Origin of the sequence: Streptomyces sp. NPDC048643, from assembly GCF_040650615.1 — a bacterium.
Taxonomy (GTDB): Bacteria; Actinomycetota; Actinomycetes; order Streptomycetales; family Streptomycetaceae; genus Streptomyces.
The window spans coordinates 117417-136195 of record NZ_JBEZHO010000006.1; the positions used below are offsets into that span (position 1 = coordinate 117417).

The 18779-nt window shown below is 72.5% G+C and carries 15 protein-coding genes; 8 read left to right on the top strand and 7 right to left on the bottom strand.

Features of this window, described 5'->3' with window-relative positions; translation table 11 throughout:
- Positions 1-74: 74 nt before the first annotated feature.
- On the bottom strand, positions 75-773 hold the full coding sequence (locus tag AB0C62_RS08520; RefSeq protein ID WP_362970882.1) for a MerR family transcriptional regulator: 699 nt from the start codon (positions 771-773) through the stop codon (positions 75-77).
- 423 nt (positions 774-1196) lie between these two features.
- Here AB0C62_RS08520 and AB0C62_RS08525 point away from each other — a divergent pair, with 423 nt between their 5' ends.
- The 3 genes from AB0C62_RS08525 to AB0C62_RS08535 all read left to right on the top strand — a co-directional run bounded on the left by AB0C62_RS08525 (position 1197) and on the right by AB0C62_RS08535 (position 4249).
- Positions 1197-2663 (top strand): amino acid permease, encoded by a 1467-nt coding sequence (locus AB0C62_RS08525; RefSeq protein ID WP_362970884.1) that lies wholly within the window; start codon positions 1197-1199, stop codon positions 2661-2663.
- A gap of 53 nt (positions 2664-2716) precedes the next feature.
- Positions 2717-3217, top strand: coding sequence for an Appr-1-p processing protein (locus AB0C62_RS08530; RefSeq protein ID WP_362970886.1), 501 nt, complete (start codon positions 2717-2719; stop codon positions 3215-3217).
- Between the two features lie 111 nt (positions 3218-3328).
- Positions 3329-4249 carry an adenosine kinase gene (locus AB0C62_RS08535; protein WP_362970888.1) on the top strand — a complete coding sequence of 307 codons (921 nt, stop codon included), beginning with the start codon at positions 3329-3331 and terminating at the stop codon, positions 4247-4249.
- Between the two features lie 131 nt (positions 4250-4380).
- On the opposite strand, the gene AB0C62_RS08540 is transcribed toward AB0C62_RS08535, so the two are convergent.
- Positions 4381-5901, bottom strand: a complete 1521-nt coding sequence (locus tag AB0C62_RS08540; protein ID WP_362970890.1) for a M1 family metallopeptidase — start codon at positions 5899-5901, stop codon at positions 4381-4383.
- Positions 5902-6083: 182 nt separating this feature from the next.
- On the opposite strand from AB0C62_RS08540, the gene AB0C62_RS08545 reads away from it, so the two are divergent.
- Positions 6084-8042: a Xaa-Pro dipeptidyl-peptidase gene (locus tag AB0C62_RS08545; RefSeq protein WP_362970892.1), complete on the top strand. Its 1959-nt coding sequence runs from the start codon at positions 6084-6086 to the stop codon at positions 8040-8042.
- Between the two features lie 24 nt (positions 8043-8066).
- On the opposite strand, the gene AB0C62_RS08550 is transcribed toward AB0C62_RS08545, so the two are convergent.
- Positions 8067-9029 (bottom strand): FAD-dependent oxidoreductase, encoded by a 963-nt coding sequence (locus AB0C62_RS08550; RefSeq protein ID WP_362970894.1) that lies wholly within the window; start codon positions 9027-9029, stop codon positions 8067-8069.
- A 66-nt stretch (positions 9030-9095) separates the two neighbouring features.
- Between AB0C62_RS08550 and AB0C62_RS08555 the strand changes: the two genes are divergently transcribed.
- Together AB0C62_RS08555 and AB0C62_RS08560 are read left to right on the top strand one after the other, a co-directional pair.
- Complete coding sequence (locus tag AB0C62_RS08555) at positions 9096-10115, top strand: oxidoreductase (RefSeq protein ID WP_362970896.1); 1020 nt, start codon at positions 9096-9098, stop codon at positions 10113-10115.
- Between the two features lie 505 nt (positions 10116-10620).
- Positions 10621-12261, top strand: coding sequence for an ABC-F family ATP-binding cassette domain-containing protein (locus tag AB0C62_RS08560; protein ID WP_362970898.1), 1641 nt, complete (start codon positions 10621-10623; stop codon positions 12259-12261).
- 159 nt (positions 12262-12420) lie between these two features.
- On the opposite strand, the gene AB0C62_RS08565 is transcribed toward AB0C62_RS08560, so the two are convergent.
- From AB0C62_RS08565 to AB0C62_RS08575, 3 genes are all read right to left on the bottom strand, one after another.
- Entirely contained in the window at positions 12421-14823 is a 2403-nt protein-coding gene (locus AB0C62_RS08565) for a Tex family protein (RefSeq protein WP_362970900.1), read from the bottom strand.
- Between the two features lie 127 nt (positions 14824-14950).
- Positions 14951-15082, bottom strand: a complete 132-nt coding sequence (locus tag AB0C62_RS08570) for an LPFR motif small protein (RefSeq protein ID WP_266617602.1) — start codon at positions 15080-15082, stop codon at positions 14951-14953.
- Positions 15083-15135: 53 nt separating this feature from the next.
- A complete protein-coding gene (locus AB0C62_RS08575; protein ID WP_362970902.1) occupies positions 15136-16002 on the bottom strand; it encodes a hypothetical protein in 867 nt (288 codons plus the stop codon).
- A 111-nt stretch (positions 16003-16113) separates the two neighbouring features.
- On the opposite strand from AB0C62_RS08575, the gene AB0C62_RS08580 reads away from it, so the two are divergent.
- Both AB0C62_RS08580 and AB0C62_RS08585 read left to right on the top strand, forming a co-directional pair.
- Entirely contained in the window at positions 16114-17067 is a 954-nt protein-coding gene (locus AB0C62_RS08580; RefSeq protein ID WP_362970904.1) for a GlxA family transcriptional regulator, read from the top strand.
- Positions 17068-17197: 130 nt separating this feature from the next.
- Complete coding sequence (locus AB0C62_RS08585) at positions 17198-17833, top strand: DJ-1/PfpI family protein (RefSeq protein WP_362970906.1); 636 nt, start codon at positions 17198-17200, stop codon at positions 17831-17833.
- 5 nt (positions 17834-17838) lie between these two features.
- On the opposite strand, the gene AB0C62_RS08590 is transcribed toward AB0C62_RS08585, so the two are convergent.
- Positions 17839-18582 carry an enoyl-CoA hydratase/isomerase family protein gene (locus AB0C62_RS08590; RefSeq protein ID WP_362970908.1) on the bottom strand — a complete coding sequence of 248 codons (744 nt, stop codon included), beginning with the start codon at positions 18580-18582 and terminating at the stop codon, positions 17839-17841.
- Positions 18583-18779 lie beyond the last annotated feature (197 nt).

An 18779-nucleotide genomic window follows, 5' to 3' on the forward strand; every position in this document is an offset into this window, starting at 1 on the left:
CCGGTGGCCCGTCCCTCACCGTCGGGACCTGCACCGTCGGGACGACGAGACGGTGAGTTCCGCGTGGAGCCCGGTCAGGACTCCTTGAGCCACTCACGCAGTTCCTCCTTCAGCGACCGCTGGAACGTCGTGAGCAGTGCCTGCACCACGAGCGGCTGCATATGGGCCGACAGCGACTTCACGGCCGCCACGGACTCGCGGTCGCCCACCGCTTCCCGCAGCAGGGTGGACAACGCGTTGGCCGCCGCCCGCGAGTGTTCCAGCAGCACGGTCCGGGCGGCGAGGATCGTCTCGTGCGCGAGGGGCACGTCGAGGAGTTCCACCCCGAGCCGCAGCAGCCCGGGGTCCAGCCGCACGGAGTCGCCGGCCCGTTCGACCACCCCCATCGCGGCGAGCCGTTCCAGGTCCTCGTCGTCGAGGGGACGCCCGGCCCGCCGCTCCAGCTCCGCACGGGTCACCTCCTCCGTCGCGTCGGGCGCCCAGGAGGCCACCACGGCACGGTGGATGGCGAGATCGTGCGCACTCAGGCCGGGCGGCAACTGCGTGAGATGACGTTCGATCGCGGCCAGCGTCATGCCCCGGTGCTGCAACTCCTCGATGAGGGCGAGCCGCGCCAGGTGCTCCTGGCTGTAGTGGCCGACACGGCGAGGTCCGATCACCGGCGGCGGCAACAGGCCCCGGGCGCTGTAGAAGCGGACCGTGCGGACCGTGACACCCGCCCGTGCGGCCAGCTCGTCGACCGTGAGCGTCGGCTCCCCGGTGTCCGTCGTCATGGCAGGTCCTCGCCTCTCGCGTCGTACCGCGTTCCGGTGAACCGGTGACCGCGCGGTGCAACAGTATTGCTGTCCCACCAGTGTTGTGAAAGCGGTTGCCCAGGACCGGGGCGCAGCGGGCACCGCGCGGGACGACGCAGTGCGCGGGGCGCCGGGCACCCGCCCGGGCGGCGTGACCTGCCGGGGTCGGCCGGGTGACGTGACGGCGGCCCGGTGCGGGCCCCACACACCCGTCACAAACCGTGTGTCCTGTGATCACCGGGTGAGAAGTTCCCTGGTGTGACGCGTGCCACCGCATGGGAGGTGATCCTCCTGGGCAGGCGGCGCCTTGGTCCGCGCATCGTCGGAGACAGCGCGGACCCGGCACATCCGGACACCCGCGCACCCCCGTGTGGCGGGGCGCACCAGAAGGTAGATCCACCCGTGAGCAAGGACGCCGTAGACACGGCCGGGGCCGCCTCCCGCACCGGTGCGACCCAGTCGCCCGCCGACGCGGGCGACGCCGGTTACAGCAAGGGCCTCAAGGCCCGCCACGTCAACATGATCGCCATCGGCGGCGCGATCGGCACGGGGCTCTTCCTCGGCGCCGGCGGCCGTCTCCACGACGCCGGCCCCGCGCTCGCCGTCGCCTACCTCGTCTGCGGCGCCTTCGCCTTCTTCGTGGTCCGCGCCCTCGGTGAGCTCGTCCTCTACCGGCCCTCCTCCGGGTCCTTCGTCTCGTACGCCCGCGAGTTCCTCGGCGAGAAGGGCGCGTACGTCGCCGGGTGGATGTACTTCCTCAACTGGTCGACGACCGGGATCGCCGACATCACCGCGATCGCGCTCTACACCCACTACTGGAGCTTCTTCACCGACATCCCGCAGTGGGTGCTGGCGCTGATCGCCCTCGCGGTGGTGCTGGCCGTGAACCTGATCTCGGTGAAGATCTTCGGCGAGATGGAGTTCTGGTTCGCGATCATCAAGGTCGCCACCCTCGTCGGCTTCATGCTGATCGGCATCTTCCTGCTGGCCACGCAGCACGAGGTCGGCGGCCACACACCCGGTCCGGGCCTGGTCACCGACCACGGCGGTCTCCTGCCGCACGGCATGATGCCGGTCGTCCTCGTGATGCAGGGCGTGATCTTCGCGTACGCCGCGCTGGAACTGGTCGGAGTCGCCGCCGGTGAGACCGAGGAGCCCGAGAAGGTCGTCCCGCGCGCGGTGAACTCGATCATGTGGCGCGTCGGCGTGTTCTACGTCGGTTCGGTCGTCCTGCTGGCCCTCCTGCTGCCCGGCTCGGTCTACACGGCCGACCAGAGCCCGTTCGTCACCGTCCTGTCGAAGATCGGCGTGCCGGCGGCCGGTGACGTCATGAACCTCGTCGTCCTCACGGCGGCCATGTCGTCGCTGAACTCCGGCCTCTATTCCACCGGCCGTATCCTGCGCTCCATGGCCATGGCGGGCTCGGCGCCCCGGTTCACCGCGAGGATGAACCGCAGCCAGGTGCCGTACGGCGGCATCCTGCTCACCTGCGCGGTGTGCGTGCTCGGTGTCGTCCTGAACTACCTCATGCCGAGCCAGGCCTTCGAGATCGTCCTGAACGTGGCGTCGCTCGGCATCATCAGCACCTGGGTGATCATCATGATCTGCCACCTGGTGTTCGTCCGCCGCGCCAAGGAGGGCCTGGTGACCCGTCCCTCGTTCCGCCTGCGCGGCAGCCCGGTGACGGAGATCGTCACCATCGCCTTCCTGCTGGCCGTCCTCGGCCTGATGTGGAACGACCCCGAGGTCGGCCGCAAGACCCTCCTCCTCGTCCCCCTGATCGCCGTGCTGCTCGTCGCCGGCTGGTTCGGCGTCCGCCGCCGGGTCACCAAGACCCAGGACGAGGAACTGAGCGGACTCACGAAGTAGCGCACGGGCGACGGGCCGGGGCCACTGTCCGTGGTCGCCTCCACGGTGGCGTCATGTCGGGGATCAGCTATGTCCGGGGTGACGCCACCGTTCCGTCGGTCAAGGGCGTCAAGGTCATCGCCCATGTCTGCAACGACCTGGGGGGCTGGGGAAAGGGCTTCGTGCCGGCCCTCTCCCGCCGCCGGCCGGAGCCGGAGGCCGCGTACCGCGCCTGGCACCGCGCCCGCGCGGGCAACGACTTCGGCCTGGGCGCCGCCCAGTTCGTGCAGGTCGGACGGGACCTGTGGGTGGCGAACCTGATCGGCCGGCGGGGCATACGCACCGGCAGCAAGGGTGTCCCCGTGCGCTACGAGGCCATCGACACCGCGCGCGGGCTGCCGACGGACAAGGCGGTCGGGCTCGGGGCGTCCGTGCGCATGCCCCGCATCGGCTGCGGGCCGGCCGGCGGCAGATGGGACCGGGTGGAACCGCTCGTCGAGGCGCGTCTGGTGAGCCGTGGGCCGGCGGTGACGGTGTACGACCACGGGGACCGGCCGACGGCCGCGCGGGCGTGACGCGGCCGTCAAGCGCCGCACCACCGCAAGGATTTGCGGAACATTGCGCAACTCCTTGCAGTGATCGTCGGAGCCTGCTTGACTCGCTGGTCGCATCCGACAGGGAGAGTCATGAGCCGCGACATCGACGTCCTCGTCCTCGGCGGCGCGGGCGTGGACACCATCGTGCACGTGCCCGAGCTGCCCCTTCCGTACGCCGACAGCCACATGATCCGCCCGGGGATCGAGACACGGGCCGGACAGACCGGGGACTTCGTCGCCCTCGGGCTGCACGAGCTGGGTCTGCGCACGCACCACCTCGACATGCTCGGCGACGACCCGGAGGGCGACCTCGTCCGGGCCCTGCACCGCGACCGGGGCATCCCGCTCACGGCGGTGCCCCAGCCCGCCGGCACCAAGCGTGCGGTCAACCTCGTCGGCCCCGACGGGCGGCGGCTGTCCCTGTACGACGACACCCGCTCCCGGGACGCCGACCGGTTCCCCGAGCGGACGGTGCGGGAGCTGGCCGCGGCGAGCCGGCACGCCCACGTGTCCATCACCCACCCCTGCGCGCACGCCCTGCCGGCCCTGCGGGAAGCCGGGGTGACCCTGTCGACCGACCTGCACAACTGGGACGGCGAGAACCCGTACCACGAGCCGTTCGCGTACGCCGCCGACATAGTGTTCGTCTCCACCACCGCGCTCGCCGATCCCGAGCGGACCATGCGGCGCGTCAGGGAGCGGGGCCGGGCCGAGGTGGTCGTCGCCACGGCGGGCGCCGAGGGCGCGTACCTGCTGGCCGGGGACGATCTGATCCACGTCCCCGCGGTACCGCCCCCGGCGCCCGTCGTCGACTCCAACGGCGCCGGGGACGCGTTCGCCGCCGGATTCCTCTTCGGGCGGCTGGCCGGGGAGCCGCTCCGGCGCTGCGCCCTGTACGGCGCGGTGGCCGGCGCCCACGCCTGCACCGTGCCCTCGACCCGCGCCGAGGCTGTCAGCCGTGCTGAACTGGTTTCCCGGACGGCCGAGTTGGAGACAGCGGCCCCGGCGTGACCGGGCGGAGCCCTGAAGGCGAACGCGGGTCGGACACCGGCTCGCACGTCGGGCGGTGCGGGCGCCCCAGCCGTGGTCTCCTCGACCCGCGGGGGCGCCTCGGCCCGTCGGCGACCTGTCGAGCGGACCCCTCAGCGCGCGTGGGCCGTACCGGAGTGGACCGAGTCGGTCGCCGCGATCTTCTTCCAGGACTTGGGACGTGGCACCGAACCTCGGGCCGCCGTCTCCGCGGACTTGACCAGACCCGCACCCCGCGCCGCCGGGGCCCCTGGCTTCGACGGCTGGAACAGCCAGGTGTCGAAGAGCGCGGCGAGCGACCGCCCGGACACCCGCTCGGCGAACGTCCGGAAGTCGTCGACCGACGCGTTCCCGTACGCGTGCTCCTTCGGCCACCCCTTCAGGACGGCGAAGAAGGCGTCGTCCCCGACCTCGTTGCGCAGCGCCTGCACCGCCAGCGCGCCCCGGTCGTAGACCGCCGTGTCGAACTGGTTCTCCGCCCCGGGGTCGCCCGGCGCGACCGTCCAGAACGCGTCGTCCGCCGGGTGGGAGGCGTAGGTGTAGTCCGCGAGTTCCTGCGTCGTGCCCTCGCCCTCGTGCTCCGACCAGAGCCACTGCGCGTACCGCGCGAAGCCCTCGTTGATCCAGATGTCCTTCCAGCCCTTCAGCGACACGTCGTCGCCGTACCACTGGTGCGCCAACTCGTGCACCACCACGGAGGTGTTGGAGCCGTTCGCGAACTGCCGGGGGCTGTAGTAGACCCGCGTCTGCGTCTCCAGCGCGTACCCGGTCGTGGTGTTGGGGACGTACCCGCCCGCGGAGCTGAACGGATACGGCCCGAAGTAGCCGCTCAGCCAGTCGACCAGCTCACCGGTCCGCTCGACACTGGCGCGCGCCGCGCCGTCGTTGTCGCCGAGGTCCCTGCTGTAGGCGTTGACGACCGGGACGCCGCCGTCGGACGTGCCGGTCGTGATGTCGAACTTCCCGACCGCGAGCGTCGTCAGGTACGTGGCCTGCGGCTTGTTCGACCGCCAGTTGTAGCGGGTCCAGCCGAGCCGTGAACTCGACGACTGGAGTGTGCCGTTGGAGATCGCCTGGGTGCCGTCCGGGACCGCCACGGACACGTCGTACGTGGCCTTGTCGAGCGGATGGTCGTTGCTCGGGTACCACCACCACGCCGACTCGGGCTCGTCCGCCGCGATGGCGCCGTCCGGCGTGCGGTGCCAGGTCGAGAAGCCGTACGCGGACTTCGTGGACGGCACTCCGCTGTACCGGACCACGACCGTGATCGGCGTCCCCTTGGCGAGCGGCTTCGCCGGGGTGATCTCCAGCTCGTGCTCGCCCGACGTCGAGAACGACGCCTTCGCGCCGTTGACCCGGACCTCGCTCACGTCGAGCAGGAAGTCCAGATCGAACCGGGACAGGTCCTGCGTGGTGGTCGCCAGCAGGGTCGCCGTGCCCTCCAGTTCATCCGTGCGCGGCTGGTAGGTGAGCCGCAGATCGTAGTGGGAGACGTCGTATCCGCCGTTGCCGTAGGCCGGGTAGTAGGGGTCGCCGATGCCCGGTGCTCCGGGTGTGTAGCTTGCCGCCGATGCCGGGATCGCCAGCAGCAGGGAGGCGGCCAGGGCGCCCGGGGCGATGAGTCTGCGGTGCACGTGGGGCTCCAAGTCGTGGGGGCATGAAGTCTGTCCGGAGCCTATTGAGTCCCTGTGGCCCCGGTCATGTCCACGGCCACCCCTGTCACACGATCGCCATTCGGCCGACATGTGACGCTCCACCCCACCCGTCGCTCATCTCCCCTCTTTTGCAAGGGAGTTGACCGGGGTACCTTCCGCGCATGCCGATACCCGTGCGCCGCATGCGCTTCACGACCTGGAGATCGCTCGCGACGGCCGCCGTGGCCGCCCTGATGGCCGCGTTCCTCGCCCCCACCGCCGCACACGGCGCCCCGCGCGAGAGCACCCCGGTCTACTCGTACGAGAACGCGATCCGGGAGTCCGTCTGGGTCGACACCGGGCTCGACGGCGACAGCGACGGACAGCCCGACCGGGTCGCCGTCGACATCGTCCGCCCCCGCGAACCCGCCCGGCAGGGCCGCAAGGTTCCCGTCATCATGGACGCCAGCCCCTACTACTCGTGCTGCGGGCGCGGCAACGAGAGTCAGTTGAAGACGTACGACGCGAACGGCCACGTCGTCCAGATGCCGCTGTTCTACGACAACTACTTCGTGCCGCGCGGCTACGCCTTCGTCGGTGTCGACCTCGCCGGCACCAACCGCTCCGACGGCTGCGTCGACGTGGGCGGCCGCTCCGACGTGCGGTCGGCCAAGGCGGTCGTGGACTGGCTGAACGGCCGGGCCAGGGCCTACACCACCCGCACCGGCGCCGTCACCGCCAAGGCGGGCTGGACCGACGGCAGTACGGGCATGATCGGCAAGAGCTGGGACGGCACCGTCGCCAACGGCGTCGCCGCCACCGGCGTCAGGGGTCTGAAGACCATCGTGCCGATCAGCGCCATCTCCTCCTGGTACGACTACTACTTCGCCCAGGGCGCCCCGCTCTACGACTCCGGCCCCGACTGGCTCTCCGGCTACGTCGACAGCCCCGACGCCCGCGCCAAGTGCGCCGCGGTACAGCAGAAGTTGGTGGACGGGGCTCCGCGCACCGGCGACTGGACACCGCTGTGGACCGAGCGCGACTACGTCAAGGACGCCTCGAAGGTGCGCGCCAGCGTCTTCCTCGTCCACGGCATGCAGGACCTCAACGTCCGCACCAAGAACTTCGGCCAGTGGTGGGACGCCCTCGCCCGGCACGGTGTCGAGCGCAAGATCTGGCTCTCCCAGACCGGTCACGTCGACCCCTTCGACGTCCGCCGCGCCGCCTTCGTCGACACCCTCCACCGCTGGTTCGACCATGAACTCCTCGGCTACGACAACGGCATCGACGACGAGCCGATGGCCGACATCGAACGCCACCCCGACCAGTGGACCACCTCGACGCTCTGGCCGCCCCGCACCACCGCGGCGACCACCCTGCGCCCGGGCACGGGCACCCGGGCCGGCGTCGGCACCCTCGCACTCCGCAGAGGCTCGGGAACGGAGACCTTCACCGACGACCGGGCGCTGAGCGAGACCGACTGGGCCGCGCACATCGACCGGCCGACCCCGGAGAAGGCGGGCTTCACCACCGGGCCGCTCACCCGGGACCTGCGGCTCTCCGGCTCCTCCCGGGTCACCGTCACCGCCACCCCCACCACGTCGACGGCCCATCTCTCCGCGGTCCTGGTCGACCTCGGCCCGGACACCATCCGCGACTACGCGGGCTCCGGCGAGGGCGTCACCACGCTCACCGACCGCACCTGCTGGGGCGCGAGCACCGCGGGCGACAGCTCCTGCTACCTGGGGACCAAGGCGGTCACGGCGGACGTCGACTTCACCGTCCTGAGCCGTGGCTGGGCCGACCTCGGCCACCGCACCTCGGGCCACGGCGTCCCGCTCACGCCCGGCAAGGCCTACACGATCACCCTCGACCTCGCGGCGACCGACCACGTCGTGCCGAAGGGCCACCGCCTCGCGCTGATCGTCGCGGGCACCGACAAGGACCTCATCGACCCGCCGTCCAGCACACCGACCCTGACCCTCGACCTGGCCCGTACGTCCGCGCGCGTCCCGCTCGTCGGCGGCGCGGCGGCCTTCGCGCGGGCGACGGCGGGTTCCGCCCCGGCTCCCGCCGCGTCCGTCCTCGACGGCGTACGCGATCCGGGCGCCGCCCTGCGCGTCCCGGGAGAGGGACGCTGACCCGCAGCCCCTGAAGGACCGCTCTCAGCGGGAGGCCGCCGCGCTCACGAGCCCGGCCGCCTCCCGCGCGCAGCCCCACGCCACGGTGACCCCGGCGCCCCCGTGACCGTAGTTGTGCACCAACACCCTCCCGTCGGCCAGGACTTCACGCTCCAGTCGGACCGTCTCCCGTACCGGACGCAGGCCCACCCGGTGGTCGAGCACCCGTGCCCCGGAGATCTCGGGCCGCAGCGCCGCGCACCGCTCGACGATCGCCGCCGCCACGTCCGGGTCGGGGTCCCGCGACCAGTCGTCCTCGTCGGTGGTGCCGCCGAGGACGAGCCGGTCCGGTTGCGGGAAGACGTACGTCGTGGTTCCGGCCGCCGGGTCCGTGGCGACGAGCCAGTCGCGTATCCCCGGGTTCTCCACGATGACGAGCTGCCCGCGCACGGGCCGTACGGCGGGATCCGGGACGAGCGAACGGGCCCCGAGCCCCGTGCAGTTGACGACGGCCGCCGCCGGCACCTCGGACAGGTCCGTCACCGCCCGCTCCTCGATCGTGCCACCGGCCTCGAGGAGCCGGTCCTGGAGCAGACGGAGATGTACGGGCATGTCGATCAGCGGGAGTCGCGCCCACAGCGCCGTCCCCGGGTACTCGTCCGCCGTCGCCGTGCGCAGCCCCGGCACCCGGGCCGCCCAGTCACCGAGTTCGTCCAGCCGCGTCTCGCCCATCACCCCCTCGACCACGCGTACGCCCGTCCGGGCGGGCCGGGCCGCCAACTCCTCGTACACGGCGAGGGAGGTGAGCGCCCACGCGCGGGCGCGGGCCTTCGGTTCGATGCGGTACGGCCACCACAGCGCTCCGGCAACCGCCGAGGTGGTCCGCTCGGCGGGCTCCCGCGTCCACACCCGGACCCGCCGTCCGGCCTCGGCCAGCACCACGGCCGTCGTCAGACCGACGACCCCGCTGCCGACCACGATCACATCGTCGTTCCCGGGCTGCTCCATGCGGCGACGCTAACGGAATGAGCCATGCCGTGCTCGGACCGGTCCCCGTGCGGGAATACTCACAGCATGTCTGCCGAGTACGCGACCTTCGGCCTGGCACCGGCGATGCGTGCCGGTGAAGTCCTCGCCAACGGTGACTTCCAAGTGCACCGGGACTTCGTCGACTTCGTCGTCGACGGACGCCCGCTGCTGTTCCAGCTCTCCGACCTCGACGCGGTGTCCCCGCTCGCCTCCGACGTCCCGCCCGCCATCTTCACCGCACAGGTGCGCGGCCTTCTGCTGGAGGCCGACGCCCCGCTCACCGACGGCCGTCACGTCATCTACGGCTGCCCCGAGTGCGAGGGCATCGAGTGCGGTGCCGTCACCGCGCGGATCGAGAGGGAGGACGACGACTACGTCTGGCGCGACTTCGCCTGGCAGACGGGGGAGCGGCCCGACCTGGAGCTCAACGGCTACCACGGGATAGGGCCGTTCCGTTTCCACGGCACCGAGTACCGCGCCGCCCTGAACTCCCTGCTCGACGGCGACGCGGGCCCCCGACCCCGCATCCTCCTGATCGGCCCCCGGGTCGCCCTGCTCGCCAAACTCGCCGCGGCGCTGCGCGCCATCGGCATCGGCGCCGACATCGCGCGCGACACCACCGGGGTCCCGGCCGACGAACTGCGCGTCTACGGAGCGGTGGTGTACGGACCGTCCGTGGGCGCGGCGGAACGGGCCGCCGTACGGGAGGCCTTCGACGCCGCGGACATCGAGGTCCCGCACGTCGAGGGGCTCGCGCCCATCGTCCCGCTGCTGGTCGCCCAGGTCGAGCACGCGCTGGACCGCGGTCCCCTGGAGCTGCGCCGCCTCACCCGCCTGGTGGCCGCCGACGGCGAGGCCGGGATCGAGGTCACCTCGACCTGCCGGGTCCGGCTGACCGCGTATCGGCTCGACCGCCTCGCCCGCGGCCACGCGCACGACGTCTTCGACGGGGTCCTGGAAACCGGGCGGCACCGGATCCCGCTGGAGGCCCGGGCGGTGAGGGGCGCGTCGTTCGTCGTGGCCCGGACGTCGGGGAGCGTACTGGTGGAGGCGATGGCCCGCTGACCCCCGGACCGCGAGCGCGGTGACGCCGGGAACAAGGAAGGCCGAGGCCGCCAGGAGCCGGCTGACCCCGGAACGAGAAACCGGCGAAGCGGGCCGACGCCGGCACCCCGGCCCCACCCGACCAAGCTCCGCCGAGCCGCCCGGCCCGACCAAGCCGCCCTGGTCCGGGAAAACGCCCGGCCGGACCAAGCTCTGCCGCGCGGCCCGGCCCGACCAAGCTTCGCCGAGCTGCCTGGCCCGCCGCTGCTCCGCCGAGCGGCCCGACCCGACGCCGCTCCGCCGAGCGGCCCGACCCGACAGCGCTTGACCAAGCCGTCGGCCCGGTCCGCGAAGCCGACCGGCCCGGTCTGGTCGGCCAGAGGCGCCGGTGACGCCAGCGAGGTAGTGCGGGGGCCCTGAGATCCGCGGAAAAGCCGGTCCGCCGGGGCTCCGCGGCGAGGGGGCGGAGGCCCGTCCGGATCGGCGGCGCGGAGTGCGGCGGCAGGCCGTTAAAATCGGGTCCCTGATGACTGCCACCCTCGTCGCCAAGAACCTCACCGCCGGACACGGCGACCGCGCCCTCTTCGCCGGACTCGACCTCGTCGTCGCTCCCGGTGACGTGATCGGGCTCGTCGGCGCCAACGGCGCGGGCAAGTCCACGCTGCTGCGCCTGCTCGCCGGCCTCCTCACCCCGGAGGAGGGCGAACTGAAGCTCTCCCCGCCGACCGCGACCGTCGGACACCTGCCGCAGGAGCCGGAACGCCGGGAGGGCGAGACCGTCCGGGACTTCCTCGCGCGCCGCACGGGCGTGGACGAGGCCCAGCGCGTGATGGACGAGGCGACGCAGGCCCTCGTCGACGGAGCGCCCGGCGCGGACGACGCCTACGCGAACAGCCTGGAGCGCTGGCTCGACCTCGGCGGTGCCGACCTCGACGAACGCGCCGCGGAGGTCGCCGACTCCCTCGGCCTCGGTGTCGGCCTCGACCAGCCGATGACCTCCCTGTCCGGCGGCCAGGCGGCCCGCGCCGGGCTCGCCTCCCTGCTCCTGTCCCGCTACGACGTCTTCCTGCTCGACGAGCCGACGAACGACCTCGACCTGGACGGCCTGGAGCGCCTCGAACGCTTCGTCTCCGGACTGCGCGCGGGCACCGTCGTCGTCAGCCACGACCGCGAGTTCCTCACCCGCACCGTCACCAAGGTCCTCGAACTCGACCTCGTACAGCAGCAGATCACGCTGTACGGCGGCGGCTACGAGGCGTACCTGGAGGAACGCGACACCGCGCGCCGGCACGCCCGCGAGGACTTCGAGGAGTACGCCGACAAGCGTTCGGCGCTCGAAGGCCGGGCTCAGATGCAGCGCGGCTGGATGGACAAGGGCGTCAAGAACGCGCGGCGCAAGGCGGGCAACGACAACGACAAGCTCGGCCGCAAGTTCCGCAGCGAGGCCAGCGAGAAGCAGGCGTCCAAGGCCCGGCAGACCCAGCGCATGATCGAGCGTCTCGACGTCGTCGAGGAGCCGCGCAAGGAGTGGGAACTGCGCATGGAGATCGCGGCGGCACCGCGGTCGGGCGCGGTCGTGGCCACCCTGCGGGACGCCGAGGTGCAGCGCGGTGACTTCACCTTCGGTCCGGCGACGCTCCAGATCGACTGGGCGGACCGCGTCGCCGTGACCGGTGCCAACGGCGCGGGCAAGTCGACCCTGCTGGGCGCCCTGCTCGGCCGGGTGCCGCTCGACGCGGGCCACGCCACCCTCGGCCCCGGTGTGGTCGTCGGTGAGGTCGACCAGGCCCGCAAGCTCTTCCACGGCCCCGAGTCGCTGATGGACGCGTTCGGCGCGGCCGTGCCGGACACCGAACCGGCCGAAGTCCGCACCCTGCTGGCCAAGTTCGGGCTGAAGGCGGACCACGTCACGCGCCCGGCGGCCACCCTCTCCCCGGGCGAGCGCACCCGCTCCGCCCTCGCCCTGCTCCAGGGCCGGGGCGTCAACCTGCTGGTCCTGGACGAACCGACCAACCACCTCGACCTGCCGGCCATCGAGCAGCTGGAGTCGGCGATGGACTCGTACGAGGGCACGCTCCTGCTGGTCACCCACGACCGCCGGATGCTGGACGCGGTCCGTACGACCCGCCGCCTGGAGGTGGCGGACGGCAAGGTGACCGAGCGCTGAGCCGGGACGGCACACCGCCGCGCCGGGGCAGGGGGCGTCGAGGGCGCCGCGACCACACGCCGGAGGGGCGGCAGCCGATCACGGCTGCCGCCCCTCCGTCCGTCTCACCGAGGGCGTTCACCCCCGCCGGCGCCGGGCACGGATGCCCAGGACCCGGTGTCAGCCCCGGCCGCCCTTGGGGTCGGTCAGGCCCGCGCGCCGCAGGGCGTCAGCCATCGCGCTGTTGGCGGGCGGCGGAGCCTGTCGCGAGCCCCCGCCGGTGCCGCCGCTTCCGCGACCGCCCCCGCCCTGTCGCTGGCCGCCCTGCCGCTGCCCGCGCTGCTGGGGCGGCCGTCCGCCCCGCTGCGGACGGCCGCCGCCCTCGGCGGGAGCCGGTGCCGCCGCCTCGTCGTCCAGCCGCAGCGTCAGCGAGATCCGCTTGCGCGGGATGTCGACGTCCTGGACCTTCACCTTGACGATGTCACCGGGCTTCACCACGTCACGCGGGTCCTTGACGAACGTCCTGGACATCGCGGAGACGTGCACGAGTCCGTCCTGGTGGACGCCGACGTCCACGAAGGCGCCGAACGCGGCCACGTTCGTCACGACGCCCTCCAGGATCATCCCGGGGGCCAGGTCGGAGATCTTCTCGACGCCGTCCTTGAAGGTGGCCGTCTTGAAGGCGGGTCGCGGGTCGCGCCCCGGCTTCTCCAGCTCCCTGAGGATGTCCGTCACGGTCGGCAGGCCGAACTTCTCGTCGACGAAGTCGGCGGGCTTCAGCGAGCGCAGCACGCCCGTGTTGCCGACCAGCGAACCGACCTCACCGCCGGCCGTCTTCACCATCCGCCGCACCACGGGGTACGCCTCGGGGTGCACGCTGGAGGCGTCCAGCGGGTCGTCGCCGCCCCGGATGCGCAGGAAGCCGGCGCACTGCTCGTACGCCTTCGGGCCCAGCCGGGCCACGCTCTTGAGGGCCGTACGCGAGGTGAAGGGTCCGTTCGCGTCGCGGTGCGTCACGATGTTCTCCGCGAGGCCCGAGGTGATGCCGGAGACGCGGGCCAGCAGCGGGGCGGAGGCGGTGTTCACGTCCACCCCCACGCCGTTCACACAGTCCTCGACCACCGCGTCCAGCGAGCGGGAGAGCTTCACCTCGGACAGGTCGTGCTGGTACTGCCCGACACCGATCGACTTGGGGTCGATCTTCACCAGTTCGGCCAGCGGGTCCTGGAGGCGGCGCGCGATGGAGACGGCACCGCGCAGCGACACGTCCATGTCGGGCAGCTCCTGCGAGGCGAACGCGGACGCGGAGTACACCGACGCCCCCGCCTCGGACACCATCACCTTCGTGAGGTTCAGCTCGGGGTGCTTGGTGATCAGCTCCCCGGCGAGCTTGTCGGTCTCGCGGGAGGCCGTGCCGTTGCCGATCGCGACCAGGTCGACCGCGTGCTCCTTGGCGAGGCGCGCGAGCTTGGCGACGGCCTCGTCCCAGCGGTTGGCCGGGACGTGCGGGTGGATGACGTCGGTGGCGACGACCTTGCCGGTCGCGTCCACGACGGCGACCTTCACGCCCGTACGGAAACCGGGGTCGAGGCCCAGCGTCGCGCGCGTGCCCGCCGGAGCGGCGAGCAGCAGGTCCCGCAGGTTCGCCGCGAAGACGTTCACCGCCTCGTCCTCGGCAGCCGTGCGCAGCCGCAGCCGCACGTCGATGCCGAGGTGCACGAGGATGCGGGTGCGCCAGGCCCAACGGGCGGTGTCCTTCAGCCACTTGTCACCGGGCCTGCCTCGGTCGACGATGCCGAAGCGGTGGGCGACGGTTCCCTCGTACGACGAAGGGCCCTCGGTCGGCTCCTCGGGCTCCAGTACGAGGTCGAGGACGTCCTCCTTCTCGCCGCGCAGCATCGCGAGGACGCGGTGCGAGGGCAGGTCCTTGAAGGGTTCGGCGAAGTCGAAGTAGTCGGCGAACTTGGCGCCCGACTCCTCCTTGCCCTCACGGACCTTGGCGGCCAGCCGGCCGCGCACCCACATGCGCTCGCGCAGCTCGCCGATCAGGTCGGCGTCCTCCGAGAACCGCTCGGTGAGGATCGACCGGGCGCCGTCCAGCGCGGCCTGCGGGTCGGCGACGCCCTTGTCCGCGTCGACGAACGCCGCGGCGGCGGCGAGCGGATCGACGGACGGGTCGCCGAGCAGGCCGTCGGCCAGCGGTTCGAGACCCGCTTCGCGGGCGATCTGCGCCTTGGTGCGCCGCTTCGGCTTGAACGGGAGGTAGATGTCCTCCAGGCGGGCCTTCGTCTCGGCGCCCCTGATCTGCGCCTCCACCTCGGCGGTGAGCTTGTCCTGCTCGCGCACCGAGTCGAGGATCGCGGCGCGCCGCTCCTCCAGCTCCCGCAGATAGCGCAGCCGCTCCTCGAGCGTGCGCAGCTGCGCATCGTCGAGCATCTCGGTCGCTTCCTTGCGGTAGCGGGCGATGAAGGGCACGGTCGAGCCGCCGTCGAGCAAGTCGACGGCGGCCTTGACCTGCCGCTCCCGTACGCCGAGTTCCTCGGCGATCCTGCCTTCGATGGACCCTACGAGGGGTGTCGTCACGATCCCGTACCGCCTTCTCCACTGGGGTTGCGCGGCAATTGTGGCAGGTGACACCGACAACGGTGGATCAGGGCGGCGCTCGGGGCGGTCGCGCGCCGGGGGGCGGCGCCGGGGGAGGTGCCGTCCCTCACGCCTTGCGGGTCCGACCGGAGCCGGAGGCTCCGCCGAACAGCCGGGCCAGAGCCCGGAACGGCAGCGTGACGACGGTGGCGATGGCCCCGCCGATCTGACGAAGAACGTCGGCTATGGCACGCAGCATGGTCTTTCCCCTTTCGTCTTCCGGCACGGAGAAGCCGGTGACGTACGGGTACCTCAGTTCTTGCCGATCATGTCCGCCGGGAACGCCCCGTTGCCGAGCGCCGTCATCAGCAGCCCCTTCGCGATCTCGGTGAGCCGCTCCACCCCGGCCGCGCCGAGGTGCTCGTAGGGGCCGCGGTCGAGGCGGTCCGTGCGGACCTCGATGTCCTGTCGCAGGGCCAAGCCCGCCTCCGTCAGCTCGCCCCGCGCGTCGAGCAGCCCGCGCTCGCGCAGCCGTTCGGACGCCGCCTCCCAGTCCTGCCGGTTCCAGCCGCGGGTGCCGAGCGCCCACTTCGGAGCCATGCCCTTGCCGGTCGCGGTGTGGCTGACCAGGGCCTCCACCGGGTCCAGCTCCGCGTCGAGCAGCGCGGCGAGGTGGCCGTCACCGCGGTGCTCGCGGAGCAGGGTCGCCGCGTGCCACAGCGCCAGATGGGGCGCCTCGGGCACCGGGAGGTCCGCGTGGGCGGAGTACAGCGGCCGTGCCGTCGCGTCGCAGGCCTCGGCCGCCCGCAGCGCGAGCCGCGCGGCCTCGGCCACCTCCTCGGAGGCGACGAGGTCCTCGCCGAGCAGCCGCCTGAGCGTCGCGTCCACGGCCCGCAGGCGTGCCGCGAGGACGGTCGCCGGGGAGGCCTTCTCCCATACGTCGGGCAGGTGGTCGGCCACCAGCCCGTGCCGGAAGTTGTAGAACGTCGCCGTCACCGTGCCGGCGCCGACCGCGCCCATCGCGGCGGACCGCGCGGCGAAGTACGCGGCCCGGTCGTCCGCGATACCGACCGCGGCCAGCTCACGCCCGAGATCGGGTGAGAAGTAGTGCGTCGAGTGCAGCGGGTTGAGGACGTTGTGGCAGCGGCGCCCGGCGCGCTCCGGCAGTGGAGTGGTCATACCCCGCACATTACCGACTGGTCGGTACGGTGTGAACCGTGGTGCCCGTATGGCAGGAAAGGTGGGTTACGCGTCATTGCGGCCATCGGGGCGCCGGTCGAGAATCGAGGCATGCGAACGGTCCTGATCGTCCTCTTCGACGGCGTGCAGAGCCTCGACGTCACCGGCCCGCTGGAGGTGTTCGCGGGCGCCGAGGCCCACCGCGCCGACTCGTACCGCATCCGCACCGCCTCGCTGGACGGCGCCCCGGTGCGCTGCTCCAGCGGACTCGTCCTCGTGCCGGACCACGCGCTCGCCGAGGCGCCCGCGCCGCACACCCTGCTCGTGCCCGGAGGCAAGGGCACCCGGCACCCCGACCCCCGCCTCGTCGACTGGCTGCGCGCGCACGGCCCGGGCGCCGAGCGTCTCGTCTCCGTCTGCACCGGCGCGATCCTGCTCGCGGCGGCGGGCCTGCTCGACGGCCGCCGGGCGACGACCCACTGGGCGTACTGCGACCGGCTCGCCCGCGACCATCCGGCGGTCGAGGTGGACCCCGATCCGATCTACGTCCGTGACGGCCACGTGGCCACGTCGGCGGGGGTCACCTCCGGCATCGACCTGGCCCTCGCCCTCGTGGAGGACGACCTGGGCCGTACCACCGCCCTCACCATCGCCCGCCACCTCGTCGTCTTCCTCCGACGCCCCGGGAACCAGGCCCAGTTCAGCGTCCAGCTCGCCGCCCAGACCGCGCGGCGCGAACCGCTGCGCGAGGTCCAGCAGTGGATCTCCGAACACCCCGGCGGCGATCTGAGCGTCGAGTCGCTCGCCGCCCGGGCCCGCCTCTCGCCCCGCCACTTCGCCCGCGCCTTCCAGGCCGAGACCGGTACGACGCCCGGCCGGTACGTCGAGCGCGTCCGGCTCGAACACGCCCGCCGGCTCCTGGAGGACACCCCCGACGGGGTCGAGGAGATCTCCCGCGCCTGCGGCTACGGCACGCCGGAGGCCATGCGCCGCGCCTTCGTGAAGACCCTCGGCTCCGCGCCGGCGGAGTACCGGCGCCGCTTCCGGCCGGCACCGACCGGCTGACGCCACACCGGAGTTCACCCTCGGCACCAGACTGCCCGACCACCGGCCCACCCGAACCGGCGGATCCCGCGCCGGGCCCGGGCGCACCCCGCCCTGCCCCCCGCCCCATCCACCCACCGAAAGGACCCCGATGCAGATCGCCATCGTCCTCTACGACCGTTTCACCGCTCTGGACGCCGTCGGCCCCTACGAGACGCTCGGCCGGCTCCCCGACGCGGACACCGTCTTCGTCGCCGAGCGCACCGGGCCCCTCCGCTCCGACACCGGACGGCTCGCGCTGACCGCGGACAAGAGCCTCGCCGAGGTCCCGCACCCCGACATCGTGGTGGTCCCGGGCGGGCCGGGCCAGGGGGCCCAGATGGACAACCAGGTCCTCCTCGACTGGCTCCGCGCCGTGGACGGCACCAGTGTCTGGACGACCTCGGTGTGCACCGGGTCCCTGCTGCTCGCGTCCGCCGGGCTCCTCGCGGGGCGCCGGGCCACCTCGCACTGGCTGGCCCTGGACGGACTGAAGGCATTCGGCGCCGAACCGACGGGGGAGCGGGTCGTGTTCGACGGCAAGTACGTGACCGCTGCGGGCGTCTCGTCCGGCATCGACATGGGACTCACCCTGCTCGGCCGGATCGCCGGGGACGAACACGCCCAGGCCGTCCAGCTGTTGACCGAGTACGACCCCCAGCCGCCGTACGACGCCGGCTCACCGGAGAAGGCGCCCGCCCACCTCGTCGACAGGTTCCGCAACGGCAGCCACGTCGTTCTCGACTAGGGCCGTCACGGAGTCCAGGTGAAGCGTGGCTGCCTGCGTTCCAGGAAGGCGGCGACACCCTCCGCGGTGTCGCCGCCGCCGCGCGCCTGCTCCGTCCAGTACGCGTCGCGGTCGGTGCGCCCGTTCGTGAACTCCTTAGCCGACGCCTGCGTCAACAGGGAACGCGTGGCGAGAAGGCGGGTGAACTCCCCGACCCGCTTGTCGAGTTCGCCGTCGGGAAGCACCTCGTCCACCAGGCCGGTGCGCAGCGCGCGCCCCGTGTCGATCAACTCGCCCGAGAAGAGCAGGTACTTGGCGGCGGAAGGTCCCACCAGGGCCGCCAACCTCCGGGTGGAGGAGGCGGGATAGACGATCCCGAGCTTCGCCGGGGTCACGCCGAACAGTGATCCCTCCTGCGCGAACCGCAGGTCGCAGGCGGCCGCGAGCTGGGCGCCGCCGCCCACGCAGTAGCCGCGGATCGCGGCGAGCGTCGGCTTCGGGAACGCGGCGAGGGCCTCCTCGGCGAGCACGGCCAGACCCTGGGCCTCGTCCGGGGAGCCGCGCAGCGTGGAGATGTCGGCCCCGGCGCAGAAGGTCGTGCCCGCGCCGGTGAGCACCAGCGCGTGGACGTCGGGACGGCCGGTCAGCTCGTCCAGCAGCGGTGGCAGCGCACGCCACATCTCCGTCGTCATGGCGTTCCGCTTGGCGGGATGGTCGATGACGACGGTGGCGACTCCGTCGCCGACGTGGTGCGACAGCTGCGGCTCCATGAGCCGGGATGCTATCCGCACCCCGGAGGGCGGCCGGAAGGCGGCCGAGGAGCCGGACGGGAGCGAGGCGCAGGGCGGCGGAGGCGAGGGGGAACGATTCAGGCCAGCTCCGGGACAAACCCGTACAACCTGAATACTTTCGGAAGTCGGCACCAGGAGGGCAGGAGCTGTCGTGGAACTGACCGTGTCATACGCAG